This is a genomic window from Serratia sp. GW822-FHT06D09 (assembly GCF_058799515.1).
Genome location: NZ_JBXALO010000001.1, coordinates 298,451 through 318,862, shown reverse-complemented (window position 1 = coordinate 318,862; position 20,412 = coordinate 298,451). Strand labels below are relative to the sequence as shown.

Sequence of the window (20,412 nt, the reverse complement as noted above, 5' to 3'; positions counted from 1 at the left end):
CCGCGCATCTTTTTTGACCGGCAGCGCGGAACCCATGTCAGCCACAGCCCCTACTTCCTCAGATCCGCTTACACGCCTCTACGCAACCCATCACGGTTGGCTGCGGGGCTGGCTGCAACGTCGACTCGGTTGCGCTTTTGACGCCGACGACCTGGCACAGGACACCTTCATGCGGGTCCTGAAAAACGACTCCGCCGCCGCTATTCGCGAACCCAAAGATTTTTTGGTTACCCTCGCCAAGCGGGTGATGGTCGATTTCTTCCGCCGCAAAACGCTGGAGCGCGCTTATCTGGATATGCTGGCGCTGATGCCGGAGGCGCAGGCGCCCTCACCCGAACAGCGCCACAGCCTGCTTGAAAGTCTGCAACACATCGACAGCATGCTCGACGGGCTGGGGCCGAAGATCAAACAGGCCTTTTTGCTGTCGCAGCTCGAAGGACTGGGCTATGCCGAGATTGCACAACGCCTCGGCGTTTCGGTCAGTTCAGTAAAAAAATACATGGCCAAAGCCGCCGAGCATTGCCTGCTGTTCAGCCTGGAAACAGAATACCCGTAATGAGCCACACCCTCCCCCCCGAGCAGCGCCAGGCGCTGAAAATGGCCGCCCAATGGTTTGCCCTGTTATGCGACGAAAACGTCACCGAGCACCAACGGCAACAGTGGCAGGCCTGGCACCAACAAAACGAAGATCACCGCTGGGCCTGGCAACGCGTTGAAGCACTGCAAAGTCAGTTGCAGGGCGTACCTGGAAAATTCAGCTATCGCACGCTCGACCAGGCCGGCCGCCAGTCCACGCTGGATCGCCGCACCCTGCTGAAAAGTCTGTTGCTGTTGCTGGGCGTCGGTGGCAGTTGGTTGGGCTTTCAGTCCCCGTTGGGTCGCGAGCTGCGCGCCGACTACCGCACCGCTACCGGTGAAATTAAACCCATCGTCCTCAGCGACGGCAGCCAGTTGGTACTCAATACCGCCAGCGCTGTCGATGTTCGCTACAGCGCTGAAAAACGGCTGATCCTGCTGCACAGCGGAGAAATCAGTTTGATTACCGGCCGCGACGACCGGCCGTTTTGGGTCGAAAGCCGGCAAGGTGCCATGCGCGCACTCGGCACCCATTTCCTGGTGCGAGAAAACGACGATCAAACGCAACTGACGGTGCTTGAACACGCCGTGGAAGCCCAACTGGCACAGTTCCCACAGGAAAAACGACGGGTCAACGCCGGGGAACAAATCAGCTTCAGCGCTGTGGCATTCGGCCAACAACAGGCTGCCAGCAACGGCGACAGCTGGACCCGCGGCGTGCTGAGCGTCAGTCAATGGCGCCTGGAACAGGTGCTTGCCGAACTGGCGCGTTACCGTCACGGCCGTTTGGATTGCGATCCGGCCATTGCCGGCCTACGCGTGAGCGGCAGTTTCCCACTGAAGGAGCCCGATCGCGCACTCCTGCTGCTCAGCCAAACGCTGCCGATCCGGCTGCAAAGCTTTACCCGTTATTGGTTAAAAGTGGTCCCCGCCTGATTTATTTAAATGAAAATGATAAAAAATCGCATTCTTGATTGTCCCTTTTTCGTTTTCATCCGACTCCAGTTAAAACACTGCAGCAAAAAATAGAATAATCAGGAGAAGGTATGAACAATTTTTGGGGAAAACCGCTTCAACCACTGGCGGTCGCCGTGGGTCTGGCATTCGCTTCACCCTTGCTGGCAGCGCAGACAGCACCGGTTGCCGCTACCGCTTATCAGATCCCCGCAGGCGATCTGGATGGCGCGCTAAATGCCTTTGCCGCCCATGCTGGCATTGCGCTGTCCGTTGACGGAAGTTTGACCGCCGGCAAGCGTTCACCAGGGCTGAAAGGCAACTACGACGTTAATCAGGGGCTGAACGCACTGCTGGCGGGCAGCGGCTTACAGGCCAAGGCGTTGGGAGCTAATGGCTTTACGCTGGTCCAACAGCCGACGGTGCAGCAAGAACAAGACATCACCGTGGTCGGTGACTGGCTGGCTGAAGGCCGTCAGATTGACGTATTCGAACACGCCGGCGCGCGTGACGTGGTGCGCCGAGAAGAGTTTGCCAAAACCGGCGCAACCACCTTGCGAGAAGCACTGAATCGCGTGCCGGGCGTGGTTGCTCCGGAAAATAACGGCACCGGCAGCCACGATATGGCACTCAATTTCGGCATTCGTGGTTTGAACCCGCGCCTGGCCAGCCGTTCGACGGTGCTGATGGATGGCATTCCGGTGCCCTTCGCCCCTTATGGCCAGCCGCAGCTGTCGCTGGCGCCGGTATCCCTCGGCAATATGGATGCGGTAGACGTGGTCCGCGGCGGCGGTGCCGTACGTTACGGGCCGCAAAGCGTCGGTGGCGTAGTGAACTTTGTCACCAAGGCCATCCCGAAAACCTTCGGCATGGAAGCCGGCATGCAGGGCCAACTTAGCCCGACCTCCCGTCAGGATCACCCCAAAGGCACCGGCAACCTGATGATCGGTGGTACCGCCGACAACGGCTTTGGCAGCGCGTTGCTTTATTCCGGCACCCGCGGCAGCGACTGGCGCGAACACAGTTCGACCAAAATCGACGACGTGATGTTGAAAAGCCGCTATGCGCCAAACGAGGTGCACACCTTTAATAGCTTATTGCAATATTACGAAGGCCAGGCCGATATGCCGGGGGGATTAAGCCGGGCGGATTACAACGCCAATCCATTCCAGTCTACGCGTCCTTATGACAAATTCTGGGGCCGTCGCCAGTTGGCCAACTTCGGCTATCAATATCAGCCGGATCAGCAACACAAATTCGACGTGCAGAGTTTCTATACCTATACCCTGCGCAGCGGCTATCTCGATCAGGGCAAGAACCTGACGCTTTCGCCGCGCGAATATTGGGTACGCGGCGTGGAGCCACGCTACAGCCAAAGCTTCCGTTGGGGCCAGTCGGCGCATGAAGTCGGCGTAGGTTATCGCTACGTCAGCGAATCGACCCATGAGCTACGCTACTACAGCAAGGCCAGCAGCGGCGTATTACCTTCAACCAGCAGCCCTTACGATCGCGATACTCAGTCCGGCACTGACGCCCACGCCTTTTACATTGATGACCGCATAGATATCGGCGATTGGACCATCACGCCGGGCATGCGCTATGAGCATATCTCTTCCTATCAGAATAATTACATCAAGAATAATCGCCTCGACGTCAGCTACAACGCCCCGCTGCCTGCGCTGAATGTCATGTATCATCTGAACGAATATTGGAACCTGTACGCCAATACCGAAGGCTCGTTCGGCACGGTGCAATACAGCCAGATGGGTAAAGCGGTCGACAGCGGCAATATCGAACCGGAAAAAGCGCGAACCTGGGAACTGGGCACCCGCTATGAAGGCGATGCGCTGCAAAGTGAGATTGGCCTGTTCCTGATCAACTTCAATAATCAGTATGATTCGAACCAGGTCACCGACAGCGTCACCGCACGTGGCAAAACTCGACACGCCGGGCTGGAGGGCAACCTGCGTTACGATCTGTCGCAGTTGACTCCCAAACTGGACGACGTGACGGTTTACGCCAGCTATGCCTATGTCAACGCCACCATCCGTGAGGAAGGCGCCTACAAAGGCAACCAGGTGCCGTTCTCACCGAAGCATAAAGGTACGCTGGGGCTGGATTACACGCCGGGCAGTTGGACGTTCAACCTCAACAGTGAATTCCAGTCCAGCCAGTTCGCCGACAATGCCAACACCGTGGCGGAAAGTGCCGACGGCAGTACCGGCCGCATTCCTGGCTATATGCTGTGGGGCCTGCGCGCCGCCTATGATTTTGGACCGGAAATGGCCGGACTGAATCTGGGCCTCGGGGTTAAAAACCTGTTTAACCATGAATATTTCACCCGCGCTTACGACGATAACAACAAGGGGCTATACATCGGTCAGCCACGAACCCTGTATTTGCAAGGTTCGGTGAAGTTCTGATTTCCCTGTGCGGGCGCAAGCGCTGCGCCCGCTAATTATCACCCGCTCAACCTCTTTTTAACCTCGGCGCAATGCGTTATCCTCAAAAACTCTTCCGGCGTTAACATTTTTGAAACGGGGTTTCTGCCATGTCCGCATCCTGTCTGCGCTTCGCCCGGTGTGCTTTGCCATGAGTTTCTTTTCACGCGCCAGTGCGCTGCCACTGCTGGTGGCGGGTGCCTTTTTTATGGAAAACCTCGACGGGACAGTGATCGTCACCGCCATGCCGCAAATGGCGGCGGCTTTCGGCGTGCGACCGGTGGACATGAACATCGGTATTTCGGCCTATATTCTGACGCTGACGGTATTTATTCCTGCCAGCGGCTGGATTGCCAACCGCTTTGGCGCGCGCAATATCTTCGCGGCGGCAGTGCTGATTTTTACCCTGGCATCGGTGCTCTGTGCCGCCAGCGTTAACCTGCCGACGTTTACTGCTGCCCGAATTCTGCAGGGCTTCGGCGGAGCGTTGATGGTGCCGGTCGGGCGCCTGGTGGTGCTGCGCAATACCGCCAAACCCGATTTGATCAAAGCCATCGCCACCATTACCTGGCCGGGCCTGGTGGCCCCGATCCTCGGCCCGCCGGTCGGGGGATTTATTACCACTTACGCCTCGTGGCACTGGATTTTTATTCTGAACGTGCCGCTGGGCATCGCCGCACTGTGGCTGGCCTGGCGACTGATCCCTCAGGAAGCGCCGCAGAAAGGCGTTCCCTTTGACGCTCTCGGCTTCGTGCTGACCGGCATTGCCTGCTTCGGCCTGATGTTCGGTTTGGATCTGATCAACCATCCGCAATTGTCCTGGCTGGTACCCGCGTTGTGCATTTTTGGCAGCCTGGCACTGGGTGCACTGGCGGTTCGCCATGCCAAGCGTACGGCACATCCTTTAATCAACCTGTGGGCGATGCGGATAAAAAGTTACGCCGTCACGATTTGGGGCGGTACGCTGTTCCGTATCGCCATCGGCGCCGTGCCCTTCTTGCTGCCGCTATTGTTCCAGATTGGGTTTGGCCTTAACGCCTTCGATGCCGGGCTGTTGGTGCTGGCGGTGTTCGCCGGCAACCTGGTGATGAAGCCCTTTACCTCGGCGGTGCTGTACCGTTTTCGCTTCCGTACTACGCTGGTGGTGAACGGTTTGCTCAATGCCGCTACCATTTTCGCCTGCGCGTTGTTGACGCCGCAGACGCCGACCTGGCTGATTTTGGGGCTGCTGTTCGTCAGTGGACTGACGCGCTCCATGCAGTTCACTGCGCTCAACACGTTAGCATTTTCCGAAGTGCCGCAGCCGCAAATGAACGGCGCCAATACGTTGTTTAATGTCTCGCAGCAAATGGGCAGCGGGCTGGGTATCGCCATCGGCGCGTTGGCACTGCGCCTGGCGGAAATGCTGATGCCGCAGTCTACAGCGCGCATTCCATTGGTCGATTTCCAACTGGCGTTTGTGGTCATCGGCGTTATCGCGCTGCTGGCGGTGATTGACAGCTTTACCCTGGATCCGAACGCTGGCAGTGAGGTACGCCAGCGAAAACCGGCGGCCGAACCTTTGCCGCTCTCGCCTCAGCGATTGCAGAAATAAGTCGCATCTGTCGCCAATCAACGTAATATCGATGATCCGCCCCGTTTCACCGGTGCGGATTTTTTGCCGTTTTGGCCTGAAAAGCGAGGTAATAATAATGATCCACAGTGACCTTTCTCAGTGCCGCGTGAACACCGACCGGTTGTTGATTGCCCCTTTTACCGCAGCAGATGCCGATGATGTTTACCAGGCGATTACCCCTACACTGACGCGCTTTATGAATTTTGAGCCTGAAGAGTCGCCGGAGGCCTTCGCCAACGTTTGGCAAACCTGGCTGCCGCTGATCCGCGAAGGTGAGGAGCTGATTTTCGTCGCTCGCCTGCGCGACAGCAAAGAGTTTGTCGGCATGGGCGGCCTGCATGACTTGCACAACACCACCCCGGAGCTGGGTATCTGGGTAAAAGAGAGCCTGCACGGTAACGGCTACGGCCGCGAAATCGTTCATGCCATGGCGGTGTGGGCCAGCGAGCGCTACCGGCCGCGTCACTTTATCTATCCGGTGGCAGAACAAAACACCCCCAGCCGACGCATCGCCGAATCTCTGGGCGGCGTAGTGGCAGGCCGACGCGAAAATACCAAATATGACTGCGTGGTGTACCACGTACCGCCTCAGCTGTAGCAACATTGCAGAACCGGCACTTTCAGCCCGGCTTGCATAACCCTCTGACCAAAAAACCGCCCGTCTGGCAGCAGCGATGGCGGTTTTTTTATGTCGACGCTGATAACCACTGCCACTTAAACCGGGATTATGCTAATGCTATTAGCATGTGGTTAAAAACAGTTGAGGAACAGTAGCATGATCATTTTTGTCACGGGCGCCACCTCAGGGTTTGGTGAGTCCATCACACGACGTTTTATCCGCGAAGGCCATCAGGTGATCGCCTCCGGCCGCCGTATTGAACGTCTGGAAGAGTTGAAAGACGAATTGGGCGAGGCGCTGCATATCGTCCGTCTGGACGTACGTAATCGCGCGGCAATTCAGCAGGTGATTGATGAGCTGCCTGCGGCACTGCGCCAGATTGACGTGCTGGTGAACAACGCCGGTCTGGCGTTAGGTTTGGAGCCTGCGCACAAGGCCAACGCCGATGATTGGGAAACCATGATCGACACCAATGCCAAAGGCCTGGTGAACATGACCCGCGCCCTGCTGCCGGCAATGGTTGAACGCAACGTCGGCCATGTGATCAATATCGGCTCCGTTGCTGCCAACTGGCCCTATGCCGGCGGTAACGTCTACGGCGCGACCAAGGCCTTCGTCAAGCAATTCAGCCTCGGCCTGCGCGCCGACCTGCACGGCACCCGCATCCGCGTAACCGACATTGAGCCAGGCCTGGTGGGCGGCACGGAATTCTCTAACGTGCGCTTCAAAGGCGATGACGGCAAGGTGGATAAGGTCTACGACGGCGCCAATGCGTTGACGCCGGAAGATATTGCCGAGTCGGTGTTCTGGGTGGCGACTCTGCCGCCCCACGTTAACATCAACTCGCTGGAGATCATGCCGGTCAGCCAATCCTTTGCCGGATTGAATATCCACCGCGAAGCGTGATTTTATGCGGCAGGGCCAGCCCCTGCCGCCGCTTGTCAGGCCGCTCGCCAGCCCGAAACAATAATCAGCATCCCCGCCAACGCCACCCCGGCGCCCAGCCAGTCCAACGCCGACAGTTTCACCCCATCAACCACCCGCAGCCACAACAGTGCCGTCGCAACGTAGACTCCGCCATACGCCGCATATACGCGCCCGCTGGCTGCAGGATGCAGCGTCAATAACCAAACAAACAGCATTAGGCTGGCCGCCGCCGGCAGCAGCAGCCAGGCGCTGGCGCCCTTTTTCAACCACAGATAAGGTAAGAAACAGCCGACGATCTCAGCCAGCGCAGTGGCGAAAAATAACAGGGTGGTCTTTAACATGGGGAAAGCTTTCTCTCTGTAAAGTAAACGATGCGGCGCTTAATTGGTGCACTCCAAGAGCAGGATGGTATATTTATCAGCACGCCCGAGGGCGCGTTAAAGCCAGTGCTGCCGCTATCAGGCAACACTAACTCATAAGGATGAAACGATGAAAACACTTTCTACTCAACGACTGCTGCGCGGGATGCTGCCGGTCGCCATGCTGATGCTGATGGGCGCCTGGCAGGCACCGGCACTGGCCGCCAGTTGCACTCAGGGCAGCACCTGCGTGACCGTCGACGGCAGTAACAGCGGCGCCATGAGTACCGAAGCGGCTCGTCAGAGCAAAGAACAGTTCAACGACACCAAATCTCTGCGCCATAAGGTCAACACCCGCGTGGAGAAAGAGTTCGACAAGGTAGACAAGGCGATTGATAACGAAGACCGCTGCAACGACAGCCTGAACGTTAATGCATATTGGGAACCCAATACTCGCAAGTGTCTGGATCGTCAGACCGGTCGTCAGATTAATCCTTAATCTTGCAGCAGCACGCGGCGGCCGTTACTCTCCGCCGCCGTTGCTGCTATTCTGACTAAGGAAGCCCATTCTCAAAAAGGACGAATTGATGAAAAAAGCGCTTATCTTGGGTGCAGTGCTGATGGCCGCAGCCCCCCTGGCCGCCCTGGCCTCGTGCGAGAGCGTGAAGGCGGACATTTCGCAGAAAATTATCAACAACGGCGTGCCGGAATCCGGCTTCAAGCTGGATATCGTGCCTAACGATCAGGCCCAACAGGCCGGCGGGCTGGTGGTTGGCCACTGCGAGAACGACACCCAAAAGATTGTATATACTCGCCTGAGCAACGGCGACGACAGCGGTGATGCGGCCCAGACCGGCACCAGTCAAGATACCAAAATCGCACAGTAATTCTGATCCAGGGCGCTATCGGCGCCCTTTCCTTTAGGCTTGTTCCGCCTCTTCTCCCTCACCCTGCGGCCGATGCCGGGCGGGGATCAACATCGCAGCCGCCAATGCCAACAGTGAAATGATGGCGGAGACCAAAAATACCCAATGCAGTGAGGCGGCAACCTGCTGCGTCATCTCTGCCAGCATTTCCGACCCCATTGCGCCACGCGTAGCCGGCTCCATCAACTGTTGGACCGGATCGGTCGTTTGCGGCAGACGCACCTGAAGGTTAATGTTCAGCGTGGCCCCCAAGATCGCGGTACCGATCGCCGAGCCCATCATACGGGTAAACACCGTGCAAGCAGTGGCGATGCCACGGATGCTGTGGTGCGCGGCGTTCTGCACCGAAACCAAAAACGTGGTGTTGCACAGCCCCATACCGGCGCCGATCATAAAGGCGGCCACTCTGCCCCACAGCAAACCGCCGCTCGGTTGCATCAGCAATAAGATCACCCCGCCGGCCACCAGCAACAGCGCGCCCAGCAGCGCCGTCGTACGGTAGGACGTCATCAGCATCAGCCGTCCGCTGAAGGTGCTGGCCAGCGGCCAGCCAATCGACATCAGCGCCAGCGTGGTACCGGCTTCCAGCGGTGTCCCGCCCATCACGCCCTGAATAAAGGTCGGCAGGAAAGCGCTGATCCCCATCATCGCCGCACCAATCACCAGACCGCCAATATTGCCGGCCACAATCACCCGGCTTTGCCACAGCGCCAGCGGGAACAATGGCTCCGGCGCACGGCGTTCCTGTCGAACCAACAACATCAGCGCAACGGCCGCCACCCCTAACAGCGGCAGCACCCACCACCCGAGGTTTTCGGCCTGCAGCAGCGACAACAACAGCGCCGAAACAAACAGCGTCAGCCAAGCCGTGCCCGCCAGATCCAACGCATGCTTACGTAGCTGTTGGTGAGAAGGCAAATAGCGGCCAAGGAAAAACATCGCCAACAGGCCAATGGGTAAATTAACCCAGAACACCAACGCCCAAGGCAGATGTTGGACGATAAACGCGCCCAGCAGCGGGCCAACGATCGCCGAAACACCCCAGACGCTGGACAGATAGCCCATTACCTTCGGCCGTTCGGTGGCGCTGTAAACATCCCCGATGATGGTGGTGGCTATCGGCATAATCGCCCCGGCCCCCAGGCCCTGCAGCAGCCGAAAACCGATCAGCCAGTACATATTGGGTGAGAAACCGCACAGTACCGAGCCCAGCAAAAACAGCGTGGCGCCAAAGAAAAATACCCGTTTGCGCCCGAGGAAGTCCGCCAGCCGGCCATAAATCGGAATGGTAATGGCCTGCGCCAATAAATACACTGCAAACACCCAGCCCAGCAGAGAAAACCCGCCCAGATCGCCGATAATTGTGGGCATCGCCGTGGCGACAATCGTCGCCTCAATGGCTGACATAAACATCGCCAACATGCAGGCAATCAGGATCAACGGACGATGAGGGAGTGGCGCTGGGGCTTCGTTATTTGTCATAGCGTGAATACAAACCTTGGATTCTCATTTTCATCCCATTATATCAGCCCGACGAGTCGCTGCCGTTACCGCTGTCTAGTTAGCTGTTTTCGCTGGCGAAAAACGCACCATTTGAACTTCAAGTGACATCGTCACAAAAATCAGGGTGAATCCCTGCCACCCCGCTAAACCATGAGCCCTCCGCCAATTCTGCAAAGATTCACTGGCCTTCGGCTGACACGGCAAGCACAATACTCCGCTGTACCTTTCATTTTTCTCCTGATTTTACTGACGCATGAAACGATGGGTCCACCTGCACCACTATCGCGCCCTGCTGCGCCGCCTGTTTATTGCCATCTTTCTTGGTATCGCCGCCGCGTTGGTGGTTTGGCTGTTTCACCGTGCGATGCTGGGCCTGGAATGGCTGTTGCTCGACCATGAGAGCGGCAGCCTTGTCGCTGCCGCCTCCGCGTTACCGGGCTGGCGAAGAGCGCTGACCCCGGCGTTAGGCGGCCTGGCGGCGGGCACGCTGCTGTGGGTTTACCAGCGCTATCAACATCAACGACAGATAGCGCCAACCGATTATATGGAAGCGATCGAAACCGGCGACGGGCGGCTGGACGTCAGTGCCAGTCTGGTGAAATGCCTGGCTTCGCTGCTGGTGGTCTCCAGCGGCAGCGCCATCGGTCGCGAAGGTGCGATGATCCTGCTGGCCGCGCTGGTGGGTTCCGTGTTTGCTCAACGCTTCACCCACGAGAAAGAATGGAAACTGTGGGTCGCCTGCGCCGCGGCTGCGGGGATGGCCAGCGCTTACCACGCCCCGTTGGCAGGCAGCCTGTTTATTGCGGAAATCCTGTTTGGCACGCTGATGCTGGCCTCGCTGGGCCCGGTGGTGATTGCCGCCGTTTGCGCACTGTTGATGACCAACTTGCTTAACGGTGGCCAGGCGCCGCTGTATCTGGTTGAGCCTCTGCCCGCCCCCTGGCCGGTGCAATATCTGCTGATGGCGCTACTGGGCGTATTGGCCGGCATTTGCGGCCCGCTATTTTTATGGGCGATGCAGGCCACCGGCCATGCTTTCCGTTCGCTGCGCCTGAAGCCCCCTTTGCAATTGGCGCTCGGCGGGTTGATCGTGGGGTTGCTTTCGCTGCTGTTTCCTGAGGTGTGGGGCAATGGCTACAGCGTGGTGCAGTCACTGCTCAGTGCGCCGCCCGGCGTATTGCTGGTTGGCGCCATTCTGATTTGTAAACTGTTGGCGGTGCTCGCCAGCAGCGGTTCCGGAGCGCCCGGCGGCGTATTCACGCCAACGTTGTTTGTCGGGGCCGCTCTGGGTTCGGTGGTTGGGCAACTGTGCGCCACCTGGCCGGAACTGGGCAGCGCGGTGCCGCTGCTGATGGCGCTGACCGGTATGGCCACGCTGCTGGCCGCAACCACCCACGCGCCGATCATGGCTGCGTTGATGGTGTTCGAAATGACCGGTGAATACACCCTGCTGCCGGGCATTTTGCTGGCCTGCGTGATCGCCACTACCGTTTCACGGGGTTTGCGCTCGGTGTCGGTCTATCACAACGCCTAGCGGTTCAGCAGCGGTGAGATATCCAGGTAATGCGCCAATTCACGCTGCTCAGCCCGCGGCAGATAAGGAATTTCACCCAGCAACGGCGCAGGAATGCGCTGCTGCAACGCGTCGATGGTTTCGGCATAGTGCGCCAGCCCCGGGTTAATGCGGTTAGCCACCCAGCCCAGCAAAGGTAAGCCGTCATTAATGATCGACTGAGCCGTTAACAACGCATGGCTGACACAGCCCAATTTAATCCCCACCACTAAAACTACCGGCAGCTGCTCCTGCACCACCCATTCGGCATAAGGCCGCATGTCGTTCATCAGCACGCGCCAGCCGCCACTGCCCTCGACCACCACGGTATCGGCCTTGGCGGATAGATGCTGCAGTCCGCTGCTCATCACACCATAGTTGATATCGTCGGTAGGTTGCGCGTGAAACACTTCTTCCAGACAAGTGATGGGATTAATTTCCTGATATGACAGCGGCAGAGTTGAAGAGGCCTGCAGAACCAAAGCGTCTTTATTGCGAAGGCCTTCACTGGTTTCCTGACAGCGTGCGGCAACCGGCTTGTAGCCGGCCACTGAGCGGCCCTGTGCGGCAAAGGCCTGCAACAAAGCGCGAGAAACCACGGTTTTACCGACATCGGTATCCGTTCCTGTTACAAATAAACGCGTTAACATGACTTAATTGCCCCGAGATACACCGTTAACCAAAATATCGCCGGGTTTACGGCGAAAGAGTAGAACGGGGAAAAGTCTAGAGGATGCCGACAGGCACGAGCTTGAGGTAGCGCAACATTTTGGCGTTAAACGATAAGTATTACTGATTGGTGTTAGCCTTGCAGCAACTGAACCAATAGTGAACCGTTGTATAACGCTTCTTTCACCAAAGCCGCACCAGGCATGGTGCCTTTGTTGAAGAACTGGGTGGACTCCACCTTAATATGCTCGCTGTAAGCCGGCAGAGATTGCTGACGAATGCAGGAGGCAATGGCCGGGTGCAGAATTTCCGCCGCGCGGTTTAGCGGGGAGCCGACCAGGATTTTTTCCGGATTGAACAGGTTGACCATGATAGCCAGGATACGGCCTACGCTGTGGCCCACGCCAAGGATGATATCTTTGGCCAGTTGGTCGCCTGCCAGCGCTGCATCACACAGCGATTCGACCGTCAGCGGCATGCCGTGCAGGCTGGAACTCATCGAGGTCCCGAGCCGCGTGCGGGCGATTTCCAACATATTCTCGATACTGGCTACGGTTTCCAGGCAGCCGTGGTTACCGCAGTAACAGCGTTTGCCGTAAGGGTCGACCTGGGTATGACCAATCTCTACCACGCTGCGGCTACCGGCATGCAGCACCCGACCACCGGTGATGACGCCGGCGCCGACGTTATGATCGATCACCACCTGAATGACGTTTTGGCTGCCGCGTGAAGCGCCGTATAAGGCTTCGGCCATGGTCCAGGCGCTGATGTCGTGCTGCAGATACACCGGCAGACCGGTGCGCGTTTCCAACGCCGGCCCCAAGGGCATATCTTCCACGTCGTAAAACGGCATGCGATGCACCACGCCGGAAATCGCATCCACCATCCCCGGTAAGGTAATGGCAATGGCCGTCAACCGCTCCAGTTTGCTTTGATGGCGGATAAAGAACTGATCGACTTCGGTCAGAATGCGTTTCAGCAGCGGATCGGGGTGTTCGGCGGCCAGGGGGAGGATTTCCTCAACTACCAGCTTGCTGCTGATATCACGCAGCGCCAGCGTGATGGTGCCACGGCTGATGCGGGCGGAAAGGTAATGCCAGGCTTCGGTGTCCAGCACCAGGCCCACCGCCGGGCGGCCGCGGCTGCCCACTTCCTGATATTCGGTTTCTTTAACCAGATGGGCTTCCAACAGCTCCCGCACGATTTTGGTGATGCTGGCGGGCGCCAGCTGTGCTCGCTTTGACAGTTCGATGCGCGAAATTGGGCCCAGTTGATCGATTAACCGATAAACTGCCCCTGCATTTGTTTGCTTGATTTGATCAATATGCCCAGGCTGCCCAACAGCAATCACAAACCTGCTCCTACTATTTTTCGCGCTTCTAAATAAAGACTATCGGCTATGGTGGGGCTTTTGGAATACAGCGTCAACTATTTGATTCGTTATGTGATTTGCTGCACAAATTCACCCTGCTTTCGCTACGGATTGTGTTTTATTTACCCAGTTGGTCCGTCAGGCCAACAGTAACGCCATCAAGGATTTTGCCGCCGCCGTCAACGGCCGTTGACGATGGTGCACCAGCCAAACTTCAGTCATCGCCTCCGGCTCCGCCAGCGGCAAATATTGTACTCCATCGATTTTAACCCGGGCGAAAGAGGCCGGAAGTATAGAGATACCCAAGCCAGAAGACACCAGGCCAATGATGGTCATCGCCTCACCAACCTCCTGAGTGATATAGGGCGTGATCCCCGCCTTGGCCAGCAGCGACAAAATTTCGTCATGCAACGCGGTTCCCACCTCACGCGAGAAAAACACAAAGGGTTCTTCCGCCAAATGTTGGAAACGCAAGGTACCGGAAGCCACCTGGGTTAGCGGATGCCCTTCCGGCACCACCGCCACCAGGGGCTCGCACAGTAAAAGTTGATGTTTCAACACGTCCGGCAAGCGGGTGTTACGCATCACGCCCAGATCGAGCTCGCCATTGAGCAAGGGTTCGATCTGCTGCTTGGTGTTCACTTCTCGCATCTTGATGTGCACCTGCGGGTGTTGCTGACGGAAAGCCCGCAGACTGCGCGACACTACGCTGATAAAGGGTGCCGAAGAGGTGAAACCAATGGTCAGTTCGCCAAGTTCGCCGCGTTCCAATCGCGCTGCCTTTTCCGCCGCACGACTGACCTGATCGAGCACCTGATAGGCTTCTTTCAGAAACATCTCTCCCGCCTGAGTCAGGCTGACATTCCGGTTATTCCGCGCCAAAAGGCGAGCGCCAACCATTTCCTCCAGCGCCTGGATTTGTTGGCTGAGCGGCGGTTGTGAAATACGCAGCCGCTCCGCTGCACGGCCAAAATGCAACTCTTCTGCCACGGCGATAAAATAACGCAGATGCCTCAACTCAATATTCATACTTTAAACGTCTTAATTTTAATTATTAATATATTAGACAAAAAACTGCCCTCTCCCTATCATTTTGTTAACTCATCAAGTGCTGTGTAAGGAAAGACTGTGACAACCCCTGTGCGTTCTGCGGCCGGTATGCCGTCGACGCTGGCCGCTAACGACGACGCGGCTGCTGCGCCAAAAACCCAACGTTCCACTCTTAACAAACTTCCCTACATCGAGCGCGGTACGCCGCAGTTTATGCGCGTGACCCTGGCGCTGTTTTCCGCCGGACTGGCTACCTTCGCCTTGCTGTATTGCGTGCAACCGATTCTGCCGGTTTTGTCGCAAGACTTTGGCATATCCCCGGCGGAAAGCAGCCTGTCGCTGTCGGTGTCTACCGGATTGCTGGCCCTGGGCCTGATGTTTACCGGCCCGCTGTCTGACGCCATCGGCCGTAAACCGGTGATGGTTGTGGCGCTGCTGCTGGCGGCAATTTGTACCCTGATTTGCGCCTTTATGACCAGTTGGCAAGGCATTCTGCTAATGCGTGCGCTGATCGGGCTTTCCCTGAGCGGAGTCGCCGCCGTTGGCATGACCTATTTGAGCGAAGAGATCCACCCCAGTTTTGTCGCTTTTTCCATGGGGCTGTATATCAGCGGGAATTCCATCGGCGGCATGAGCGGCCGATTGGTCACCGGTGTGCTGACCGACTTCTTCTCCTGGCGTGTGTCACTGGCGGTGATCGGGCTATTCGCTCTGGCCGCCGCCTGCATGTTCTGGCGTATTTTACCCGCTTCAAAACATTTTCGCGCCAGTTCGTTGCGCCCACGTACCCTGCTGATCAACTTCCGTCTGCACTGGCACGATAAAGGCCTGCCGCTGCTGTTTGCCGAAGGCTTTCTGCTGATGGGCAGCTTTGTCACCATGTTCAACTATATTGGCTACCGCCTGCTGACCGATCCTTACCACCTGAGCCAGGCGATTGTCGGCCTGTTGTCGGTGGTCTATCTGACCGGTTCATACAGTTCGCCGAAGGCCGGTGCCATGACGTCCCGCTTCGGCCGCGGGCCAGTGTTATTGGCTTCGACCCTGATTATGCTGATCGGGATACTGATTACTGCCCTGGCCCCGGTCGCGGTGATTTTTATCGGCATGATGCTGTTCACCGCCGGTTTCTTTGCCGCCCATTCGGTTGCCAGCAGTTGGATCGGACGTCGCGCCCGCCGCGCCAAAGGACAAGCATCCTCGCTGTATTTATTCTGCTATTACGTTGGCTCCAGCGTCGCCGGGACCCTCGGCGGTGTTTTCTGGCACAGCTTCGGTTGGAATGGCGTCGTGGCATTTATCAGCGTGATGTTGCTACTCGCCCTGCTGGTCGTGCATTACCTGAAAAAACTGCCGGAAGCGGCGCGCGTTTAACCCTCCCCCCCTGTACCCACGGGTGCGGGGGGCCTTAACCCCTCTGGTTAGCCTGGACCACTCGGTGTCTCATTCCTCACTTTAGCCGATGCTGCCCTTCCGTTTATCGCCCCCTTAATGTATGTTGTAACTAAAATGAGAGGTGCCAGATGGATAAATACGATTTAATTGGCAGGATGAATGGTTGTTTTAACCAACTGGAACAGGCGCTGACAGCCCTCCACCAGCAGGTTTTACCGTTACGTTTGTTAGCCGGCAGGGTGTTCAGCCTGCCGGAAATCGAGAAAGGCAAAGAGCATGCGACGGTAGAACAGATTGCCGTCGAGCAGCATGTCGGCCAGGCCGCACGCGACTTGGCGCTGGAGCATTATCAGCGGTTATTTATCCATCACAATAAACACAACGTCAGCAGCAAGGCGGCGGTACGCCTGCCCGGCGTTATTTGCCTGGCGGTAGAGCAGCCGGAATACCTGCAGATCCAGACGCAAATTGGCCTGATAAACCGGCTGAAAGCCGAGCTGGAACAGATTATTACCGTCGATTCCGGCCTGGCGCCGGAGCAACGCTTTGACTTCGTTCATACTCATCTGCACGGCCTGATTACTCTTAGCGCCTACCGTAGTTTGACCGTTGTGACGGATCCGGACTCGGTGCGTTTCGGTTGGGCCAACAAGCATATTATCAAGAACGTAAAGCGCGACGATATTCTGGCGCAACTGGAAAAGAGCCTGAAAGCCGGCCGAGCGGTACCGCCACATAACCGTGAACAGTGGGCAGAACTGGTCAGCCGTGAAATCGATGATGTCAGTCGCCTGCCCCAGCAGGCGGCGCTGAAAATCAAGCGGCCAGTGAAAGTACAACCCATTGCGCGGGTATGGTATCAGCCGCAGCAAAAACAGGTGCAGCACCCCTGCCCGTTGCCGCTGATTGCACTATGCCAGGTGGAACATGGCGCCCAGGTGCCGAAGATTGGCGAGTTGCTCAATTACGACGCGGCGACGGTCAAACATAAATATAAGCCGGACGCCAAGCCGTTGAGGTTGCTGATCAAACGGCTCCACCTGTATACCGACGCCCCTACTCGCTGAGGCTGTAAACCCGCAGACGGTGGCCGTCAGGATCGCTGGCGACGAAGCTATGACCGAAGTCCAGCGTCACCGGCGGCTGAATGATATTTAGCCCCCGATCGCGCCACTGCTGATAAAGCGCGTCCACCTGCTGCGGCAATTCGCACAGAAAACCGAGTTCTCCGCCGCCACCGGTCACCGTCGCGCCAGGCTGCACGGTATGCTTCGACCACATCGCCAATTTAAGGCCGTTACTCAACACAAACAGCGCAAAAGTGGGCGAAAGCTCCACCGGCTCCTGCCCCAGTAACTGACGGTAGAAGATGGCGCTTTTTTCTGGGTTATCGACATAGAGAAGGGTCATATTTGGGGTTGTCATCGCATTAACCTTTGGGTGAGGGAACCGGCTGGCTCCCGAGACCTTAAGACTAAGCGCCCCTACTGACAGTTTTTGGCAGCAGTGTGGGATTACTGCGTAGGGATGCCCTGCGATTGATGCCACTCTTTCATCAGCAGGCGGCGTCCTCGTGGATAGCGTTGCGCCAGCGGCGTAGCCAGCCGGATACGATCGAGACGAAAATGGCGGAATGACTGACGCAGTTCGCACCAGGCCACCAGCATCCTCGCCTGCTCAAAATAACCGAGGGCAAAAGGCCAGAGGATACGCTCGCTTTCATTGCCGTTGTTATCGCAGTAATGCACCTCGAGCTTGCGTTCCTGGCGAATGACTTCGCGGATCAACACCAGGGTTTCGTCCGCCACCTTGATCAAATCCAAGGGACCAATCAATAACGTGCTGGCCTCTAGCTCGTCGCGTAATGCTGCAGGCAGCACGTCGGCAATTTTTACCAGGGCATTATTGGCCGCTTCGGCTAACTGACTGTCACCCCGGCTGCCTACCCAGCGCATGCCCAACACCAGTGCTTCAATTTCCTGCTGTGAGAACATCATCGGCGGCAGCATAAACCCCGGCCGCAGCACATATCCCACGCCCGCTTCCCCAACAATCTCGGCTCCCTGCTGCTGCAAGGTGGCAATATCGCGGTACAGCGTGCGCATGCTGATATTCATTTCCTGCGCCAACGCGTGACCGGCAACCGGGTAGCGATTCCGTCGCAGTATTTGCATCAGCTCGAGTAGACGCTCGGTGCGTGACATGCATTTTCTCCATAAAAAAGGCTTACCTCAGTAAGCCTTTTACAAGCCGAGCAATCAATTACTTCTTCATACTGCCAACCATGTCTTCCGGACGTACCCACAGGTCGAACTGCTCTTCGGTCAGGTAGCCCAGCTTCAGCGCGGAGGCTTTCAGCGTCAGGCCTTCCTTATGCGCTTTCTTGGCAATTTCGGCCGCCTTGTCATAGCCGATATGCGTGTTCAGCGCGGTAACCAGCATCAGCGACTCATTCAGCAACTGGCTGATGCGATCGCGATTAGGTTCAATGCCCACAGCACAATGCTCATTAAAGCCCTGCATGCCGTCAGCCAGCAGGCGGATCGACTGCAGATAGTTGTGGATCACCATGGGCCGGAACACGTTTAGCTCAAAGTTACCGGAGGCGCCGCCAATATTGACCGCCACATCATTACCCAGCACCTGAGCACACAGCATGGTCATCGCTTCACACTGGGTCGGGTTGACCTTGCCCGGCATAATGGAACTGCCCGGTTCGTTTTCGGGGATCGCGATCTCGCCAATGCCGCAACGTGGGCCGGAAGATAGCCAGCGCACGTCATTGGCAATTTTCATCAGCGAAGCCGCCAGCCCTTTCAACGCGCCGTGGCCGTGCACCAGTGCATCGCAGGTAGCCAGCGCTTCAAATTTGTTAGGGGCGGTGACAAACGGCTGCCGGGTCAGATCAGCCAGGGCCTTGGCTACGCGAACCGCGTATTCCGGATGAGTATTCAAGCCGGTGCCCACAGCGGTGCCGCCCAGCGCCAGTTCGCAAATATGTGGAATGCTGGCTTCAATATGCTGCAGGTTGTGCGCCAACATCGCCGCCCAGCCGGAAATCTCCTGCCCCAGCGTCAGCGGCGTGGCATCCTGTAAATGGGTGCGGCCAATTTTGACGATATCGCGATAGGCTTCCGCTTTGTCGCTCAGCGTTTTATGCAGCACTTTCAGTTCGGGAATCAGGTGTTCACGCACGGCGATCACCGCCGCCACGTGCATCGCCGTCGGAAACACGTCGTTGGAGCTTTGGCTCTTGTTAACGTCGTCGTTCGGATGGACTCGGCGCTCTTCCCCACGCACGCCACCCAACAGTTCACTGGCGCGGTTGGCCAGCACTTCATTCATATTCATGTTGGTCTGGGTGCCGGAGCCGGTTTGCCAGATAGACAGCGGGAACTCGTTCGTATGCTGGTCCGCCAGCACTTCATCGGCGGCGCTGATAATGGCGTTGGCCCGCTCCGCAGGCAGCAGCCCCAGGTCCATGTTCACGCTGGCAGCGGCGCGTTTGGTCAATGCCAGCGCATGAATCAACGCGGTCGGCATCTTTTCGGAAGAAATGCGGAAGTGCTCCAGGGAACGCTGCGTTTGTGCGCCCCATAGCCGGTCGGCCGGCACTTCGATGGGTCCCATAGAGTCTTTTTCAATACGAACGGCTGCCATCACTATCTCCTTAGTACAATTCCTAAAAATGTACGATTACGCCAGCGCGCGCGAGGCCGCCGGCACACCCATCCAGTATAGTGACATAATAACTATTCGCATTAAGAGAGTTGCCTCACAGCATTTTTCCTCCATTGTCATGGTTATTGTGCGGGTTTTATTTTCTGGCAACACGTCCTTGCCGTTTTCATCGGCCAATTGAATATCGACAATAGAAAAAGCGCCGTCTGGCGCTCTCTTTATTAATTTCTGACGAGGGAATTAATGGTGATGTTGATTATAAGCATTAATTCTTTGGTCCTGCAGATGGTTGATTTCATCGTAGGCATCCTGGCGTTCATTATGGCGGTAAACGCCCACCCCCACAGCACCGGCCGCGGCGGCAACCGGGTGGGCGACCGGTGCTGTAGTTACTACGGGCGCCGTTGTCACCACCACCGGAGCCGGCGCAACAACCACCGGGCGCGGTACGACTACCACCGGGCGAGGTGCGACGACAACCGGGCGGACACCGTAGCCGTAAGCATGGGTCACCACCACGGCCGCATTGGCACCGGAAGTACACATCAGCAGAACCAGCAAAATTTTTTTCATTAGCGCCTCGGCGTTAGGAATAATCGGAGAATCATTTTATTGGCCTGCACTGTATAGCGGTGCTACAGGTTAATTTAAGCCATTTGTGTGGTTAGCAATTTAAACGGAGTCATTATGGTGATAGATATATTCAGCAGGTAATAATTTGCGTCAAAAAACACAGCTTGAAATATAACGAACAAATAAAGCCAAAAATAACA

General features: G+C 57.0%; 20 protein-coding genes. 11 read left to right on the top strand and 9 right to left on the bottom strand.

Annotation, left to right across the window (positions count from 1 at the left end; all coding sequences use genetic code 11):
• Positions 1–34: 34 nt before the first annotated feature.
• From fecI to ydfG, 6 genes are all read left to right on the top strand, one after another.
• Positions 35–556 carry a ferric citrate uptake sigma factor FecI gene (fecI, locus tag AC1RKG_RS01525; protein WP_493181779.1) on the top strand — a complete coding sequence of 174 codons (522 nt, stop codon included), beginning with the start codon at positions 35–37 and terminating at the stop codon, positions 554–556.
• The gene (fecR, locus tag AC1RKG_RS01520; protein WP_142815255.1) at positions 556–1,512 is read left to right on the top strand and encodes a ferric citrate uptake sigma factor regulator FecR; all 957 of its coding nucleotides are present in this window, start codon (positions 556–558) and stop codon (positions 1,510–1,512) included. Before fecI ends, fecR begins: the two co-directional genes overlap by 1 nt.
• 110 nt (positions 1,513–1,622) lie before the next feature.
• Entirely contained in the window at positions 1,623–3,953 is a 2,331-nt protein-coding gene (gene fecA / locus AC1RKG_RS01515; RefSeq protein ID WP_262255398.1) for a TonB-dependent Fe(3+) dicitrate receptor FecA, read from the top strand.
• 169 nt (positions 3,954–4,122) lie between these two features.
• Positions 4,123–5,565 carry an MFS transporter gene (locus AC1RKG_RS01510; protein ID WP_122079221.1) on the top strand — a complete coding sequence of 481 codons (1,443 nt, stop codon included), beginning with the start codon at positions 4,123–4,125 and terminating at the stop codon, positions 5,563–5,565.
• A gap of 97 nt (positions 5,566–5,662) precedes the next feature.
• Positions 5,663–6,184: a GNAT family N-acetyltransferase gene (locus AC1RKG_RS01505; protein ID WP_041414537.1), complete on the top strand. Its 522-nt coding sequence runs from the start codon at positions 5,663–5,665 to the stop codon at positions 6,182–6,184.
• A 177-nt stretch (positions 6,185–6,361) separates the two neighbouring features.
• Positions 6,362–7,111: a bifunctional NADP-dependent 3-hydroxy acid dehydrogenase/3-hydroxypropionate dehydrogenase YdfG gene (gene ydfG, locus AC1RKG_RS01500; protein ID WP_115058896.1), complete on the top strand. Its 750-nt coding sequence runs from the start codon at positions 6,362–6,364 to the stop codon at positions 7,109–7,111.
• A gap of 35 nt (positions 7,112–7,146) precedes the next feature.
• Here the strand turns inward: ydfG and AC1RKG_RS01495 are convergent, their stop codons facing one another.
• Complete coding sequence (locus AC1RKG_RS01495) at positions 7,147–7,473, bottom strand: YnfA family protein (RefSeq protein ID WP_020826763.1); 327 nt, start codon at positions 7,471–7,473, stop codon at positions 7,147–7,149.
• Positions 7,474–7,621: 148 nt separating this feature from the next.
• Here AC1RKG_RS01495 and AC1RKG_RS01490 point away from each other — a divergent pair, with 148 nt between their 5' ends.
• Both AC1RKG_RS01490 and AC1RKG_RS01485 read left to right on the top strand, forming a co-directional pair.
• Entirely contained in the window at positions 7,622–7,990 is a 369-nt protein-coding gene (locus AC1RKG_RS01490; RefSeq protein WP_020826762.1) for a DUF1283 family protein, read from the top strand.
• An 88-nt stretch (positions 7,991–8,078) separates the two neighbouring features.
• Positions 8,079–8,378, top strand: coding sequence for a DUF1161 domain-containing protein (locus AC1RKG_RS01485; protein WP_493181775.1), 300 nt, complete (start codon positions 8,079–8,081; stop codon positions 8,376–8,378).
• 33 nt (positions 8,379–8,411) lie between these two features.
• Here AC1RKG_RS01485 and AC1RKG_RS01480 read toward each other — a convergent pair whose 3' ends face one another.
• Positions 8,412–9,899, bottom strand: coding sequence for an MDR family MFS transporter (locus tag AC1RKG_RS01480; protein ID WP_493181774.1), 1,488 nt, complete (start codon positions 9,897–9,899; stop codon positions 8,412–8,414).
• A 274-nt stretch (positions 9,900–10,173) separates the two neighbouring features.
• On the opposite strand from AC1RKG_RS01480, the gene clcB reads away from it, so the two are divergent.
• Positions 10,174–11,454: a voltage-gated ClC-type chloride channel ClcB gene (gene clcB / locus AC1RKG_RS01475; RefSeq protein ID WP_493181771.1), complete on the top strand. Its 1,281-nt coding sequence runs from the start codon at positions 10,174–10,176 to the stop codon at positions 11,452–11,454.
• Here clcB and bioD read toward each other — a convergent pair.
• From bioD to AC1RKG_RS01460, 3 genes are all read right to left on the bottom strand, one after another.
• Positions 11,451–12,122: a dethiobiotin synthase gene (gene bioD / locus AC1RKG_RS01470; protein WP_020826758.1), complete on the bottom strand. Its 672-nt coding sequence runs from the start codon at positions 12,120–12,122 to the stop codon at positions 11,451–11,453. The two genes, clcB and bioD, sit on opposite strands and share 4 nt — an antisense overlap.
• Before the next feature lie 152 nt (positions 12,123–12,274).
• Positions 12,275–13,492 (bottom strand): sugar metabolism global transcriptional regulator Mlc, encoded by a 1,218-nt coding sequence (mlc, locus tag AC1RKG_RS01465; RefSeq protein WP_020826757.1) that lies wholly within the window; start codon positions 13,490–13,492, stop codon positions 12,275–12,277.
• 159 nt (positions 13,493–13,651) lie between these two features.
• Entirely contained in the window at positions 13,652–14,542 is an 891-nt protein-coding gene (locus AC1RKG_RS01460; protein ID WP_122079214.1) for a LysR family transcriptional regulator, read from the bottom strand.
• A gap of 129 nt (positions 14,543–14,671) precedes the next feature.
• Here AC1RKG_RS01460 and AC1RKG_RS01455 point away from each other — a divergent pair, with 129 nt between their 5' ends.
• Together AC1RKG_RS01455 and tus are read left to right on the top strand one after the other, a co-directional pair.
• Positions 14,672–15,937: an MFS transporter gene (locus AC1RKG_RS01455; RefSeq protein ID WP_198639676.1), complete on the top strand. Its 1,266-nt coding sequence runs from the start codon at positions 14,672–14,674 to the stop codon at positions 15,935–15,937.
• Between the two features lie 149 nt (positions 15,938–16,086).
• Entirely contained in the window at positions 16,087–17,025 is a 939-nt protein-coding gene (gene tus, locus AC1RKG_RS01450) for a DNA replication terminus site-binding protein (RefSeq protein ID WP_122079212.1), read from the top strand.
• Here tus and AC1RKG_RS01445 read toward each other — a convergent pair.
• From AC1RKG_RS01445 to AC1RKG_RS01430, 4 genes are all read right to left on the bottom strand, one after another.
• Positions 17,015–17,383, bottom strand: a complete 369-nt coding sequence (locus AC1RKG_RS01445) for a VOC family protein (protein WP_187962822.1) — start codon at positions 17,381–17,383, stop codon at positions 17,015–17,017. The genes tus and AC1RKG_RS01445 overlap by 11 nt on opposite strands.
• Positions 17,384–17,472: 89 nt before the next feature.
• On the bottom strand, positions 17,473–18,162 hold the full coding sequence (locus AC1RKG_RS01440) for a helix-turn-helix transcriptional regulator (protein ID WP_493181768.1): 690 nt from the start codon (positions 18,160–18,162) through the stop codon (positions 17,473–17,475).
• Positions 18,163–18,220: 58 nt separating this feature from the next.
• Positions 18,221–19,618, bottom strand: coding sequence for a class II fumarate hydratase (gene fumC / locus AC1RKG_RS01435; protein ID WP_116690548.1), 1,398 nt, complete (start codon positions 19,616–19,618; stop codon positions 18,221–18,223).
• A gap of 261 nt (positions 19,619–19,879) precedes the next feature.
• On the bottom strand, positions 19,880–20,212 hold the full coding sequence (locus AC1RKG_RS01430) for a hypothetical protein (RefSeq protein ID WP_122079206.1): 333 nt from the start codon (positions 20,210–20,212) through the stop codon (positions 19,880–19,882).
• Positions 20,213–20,412 lie beyond the last annotated feature (200 nt).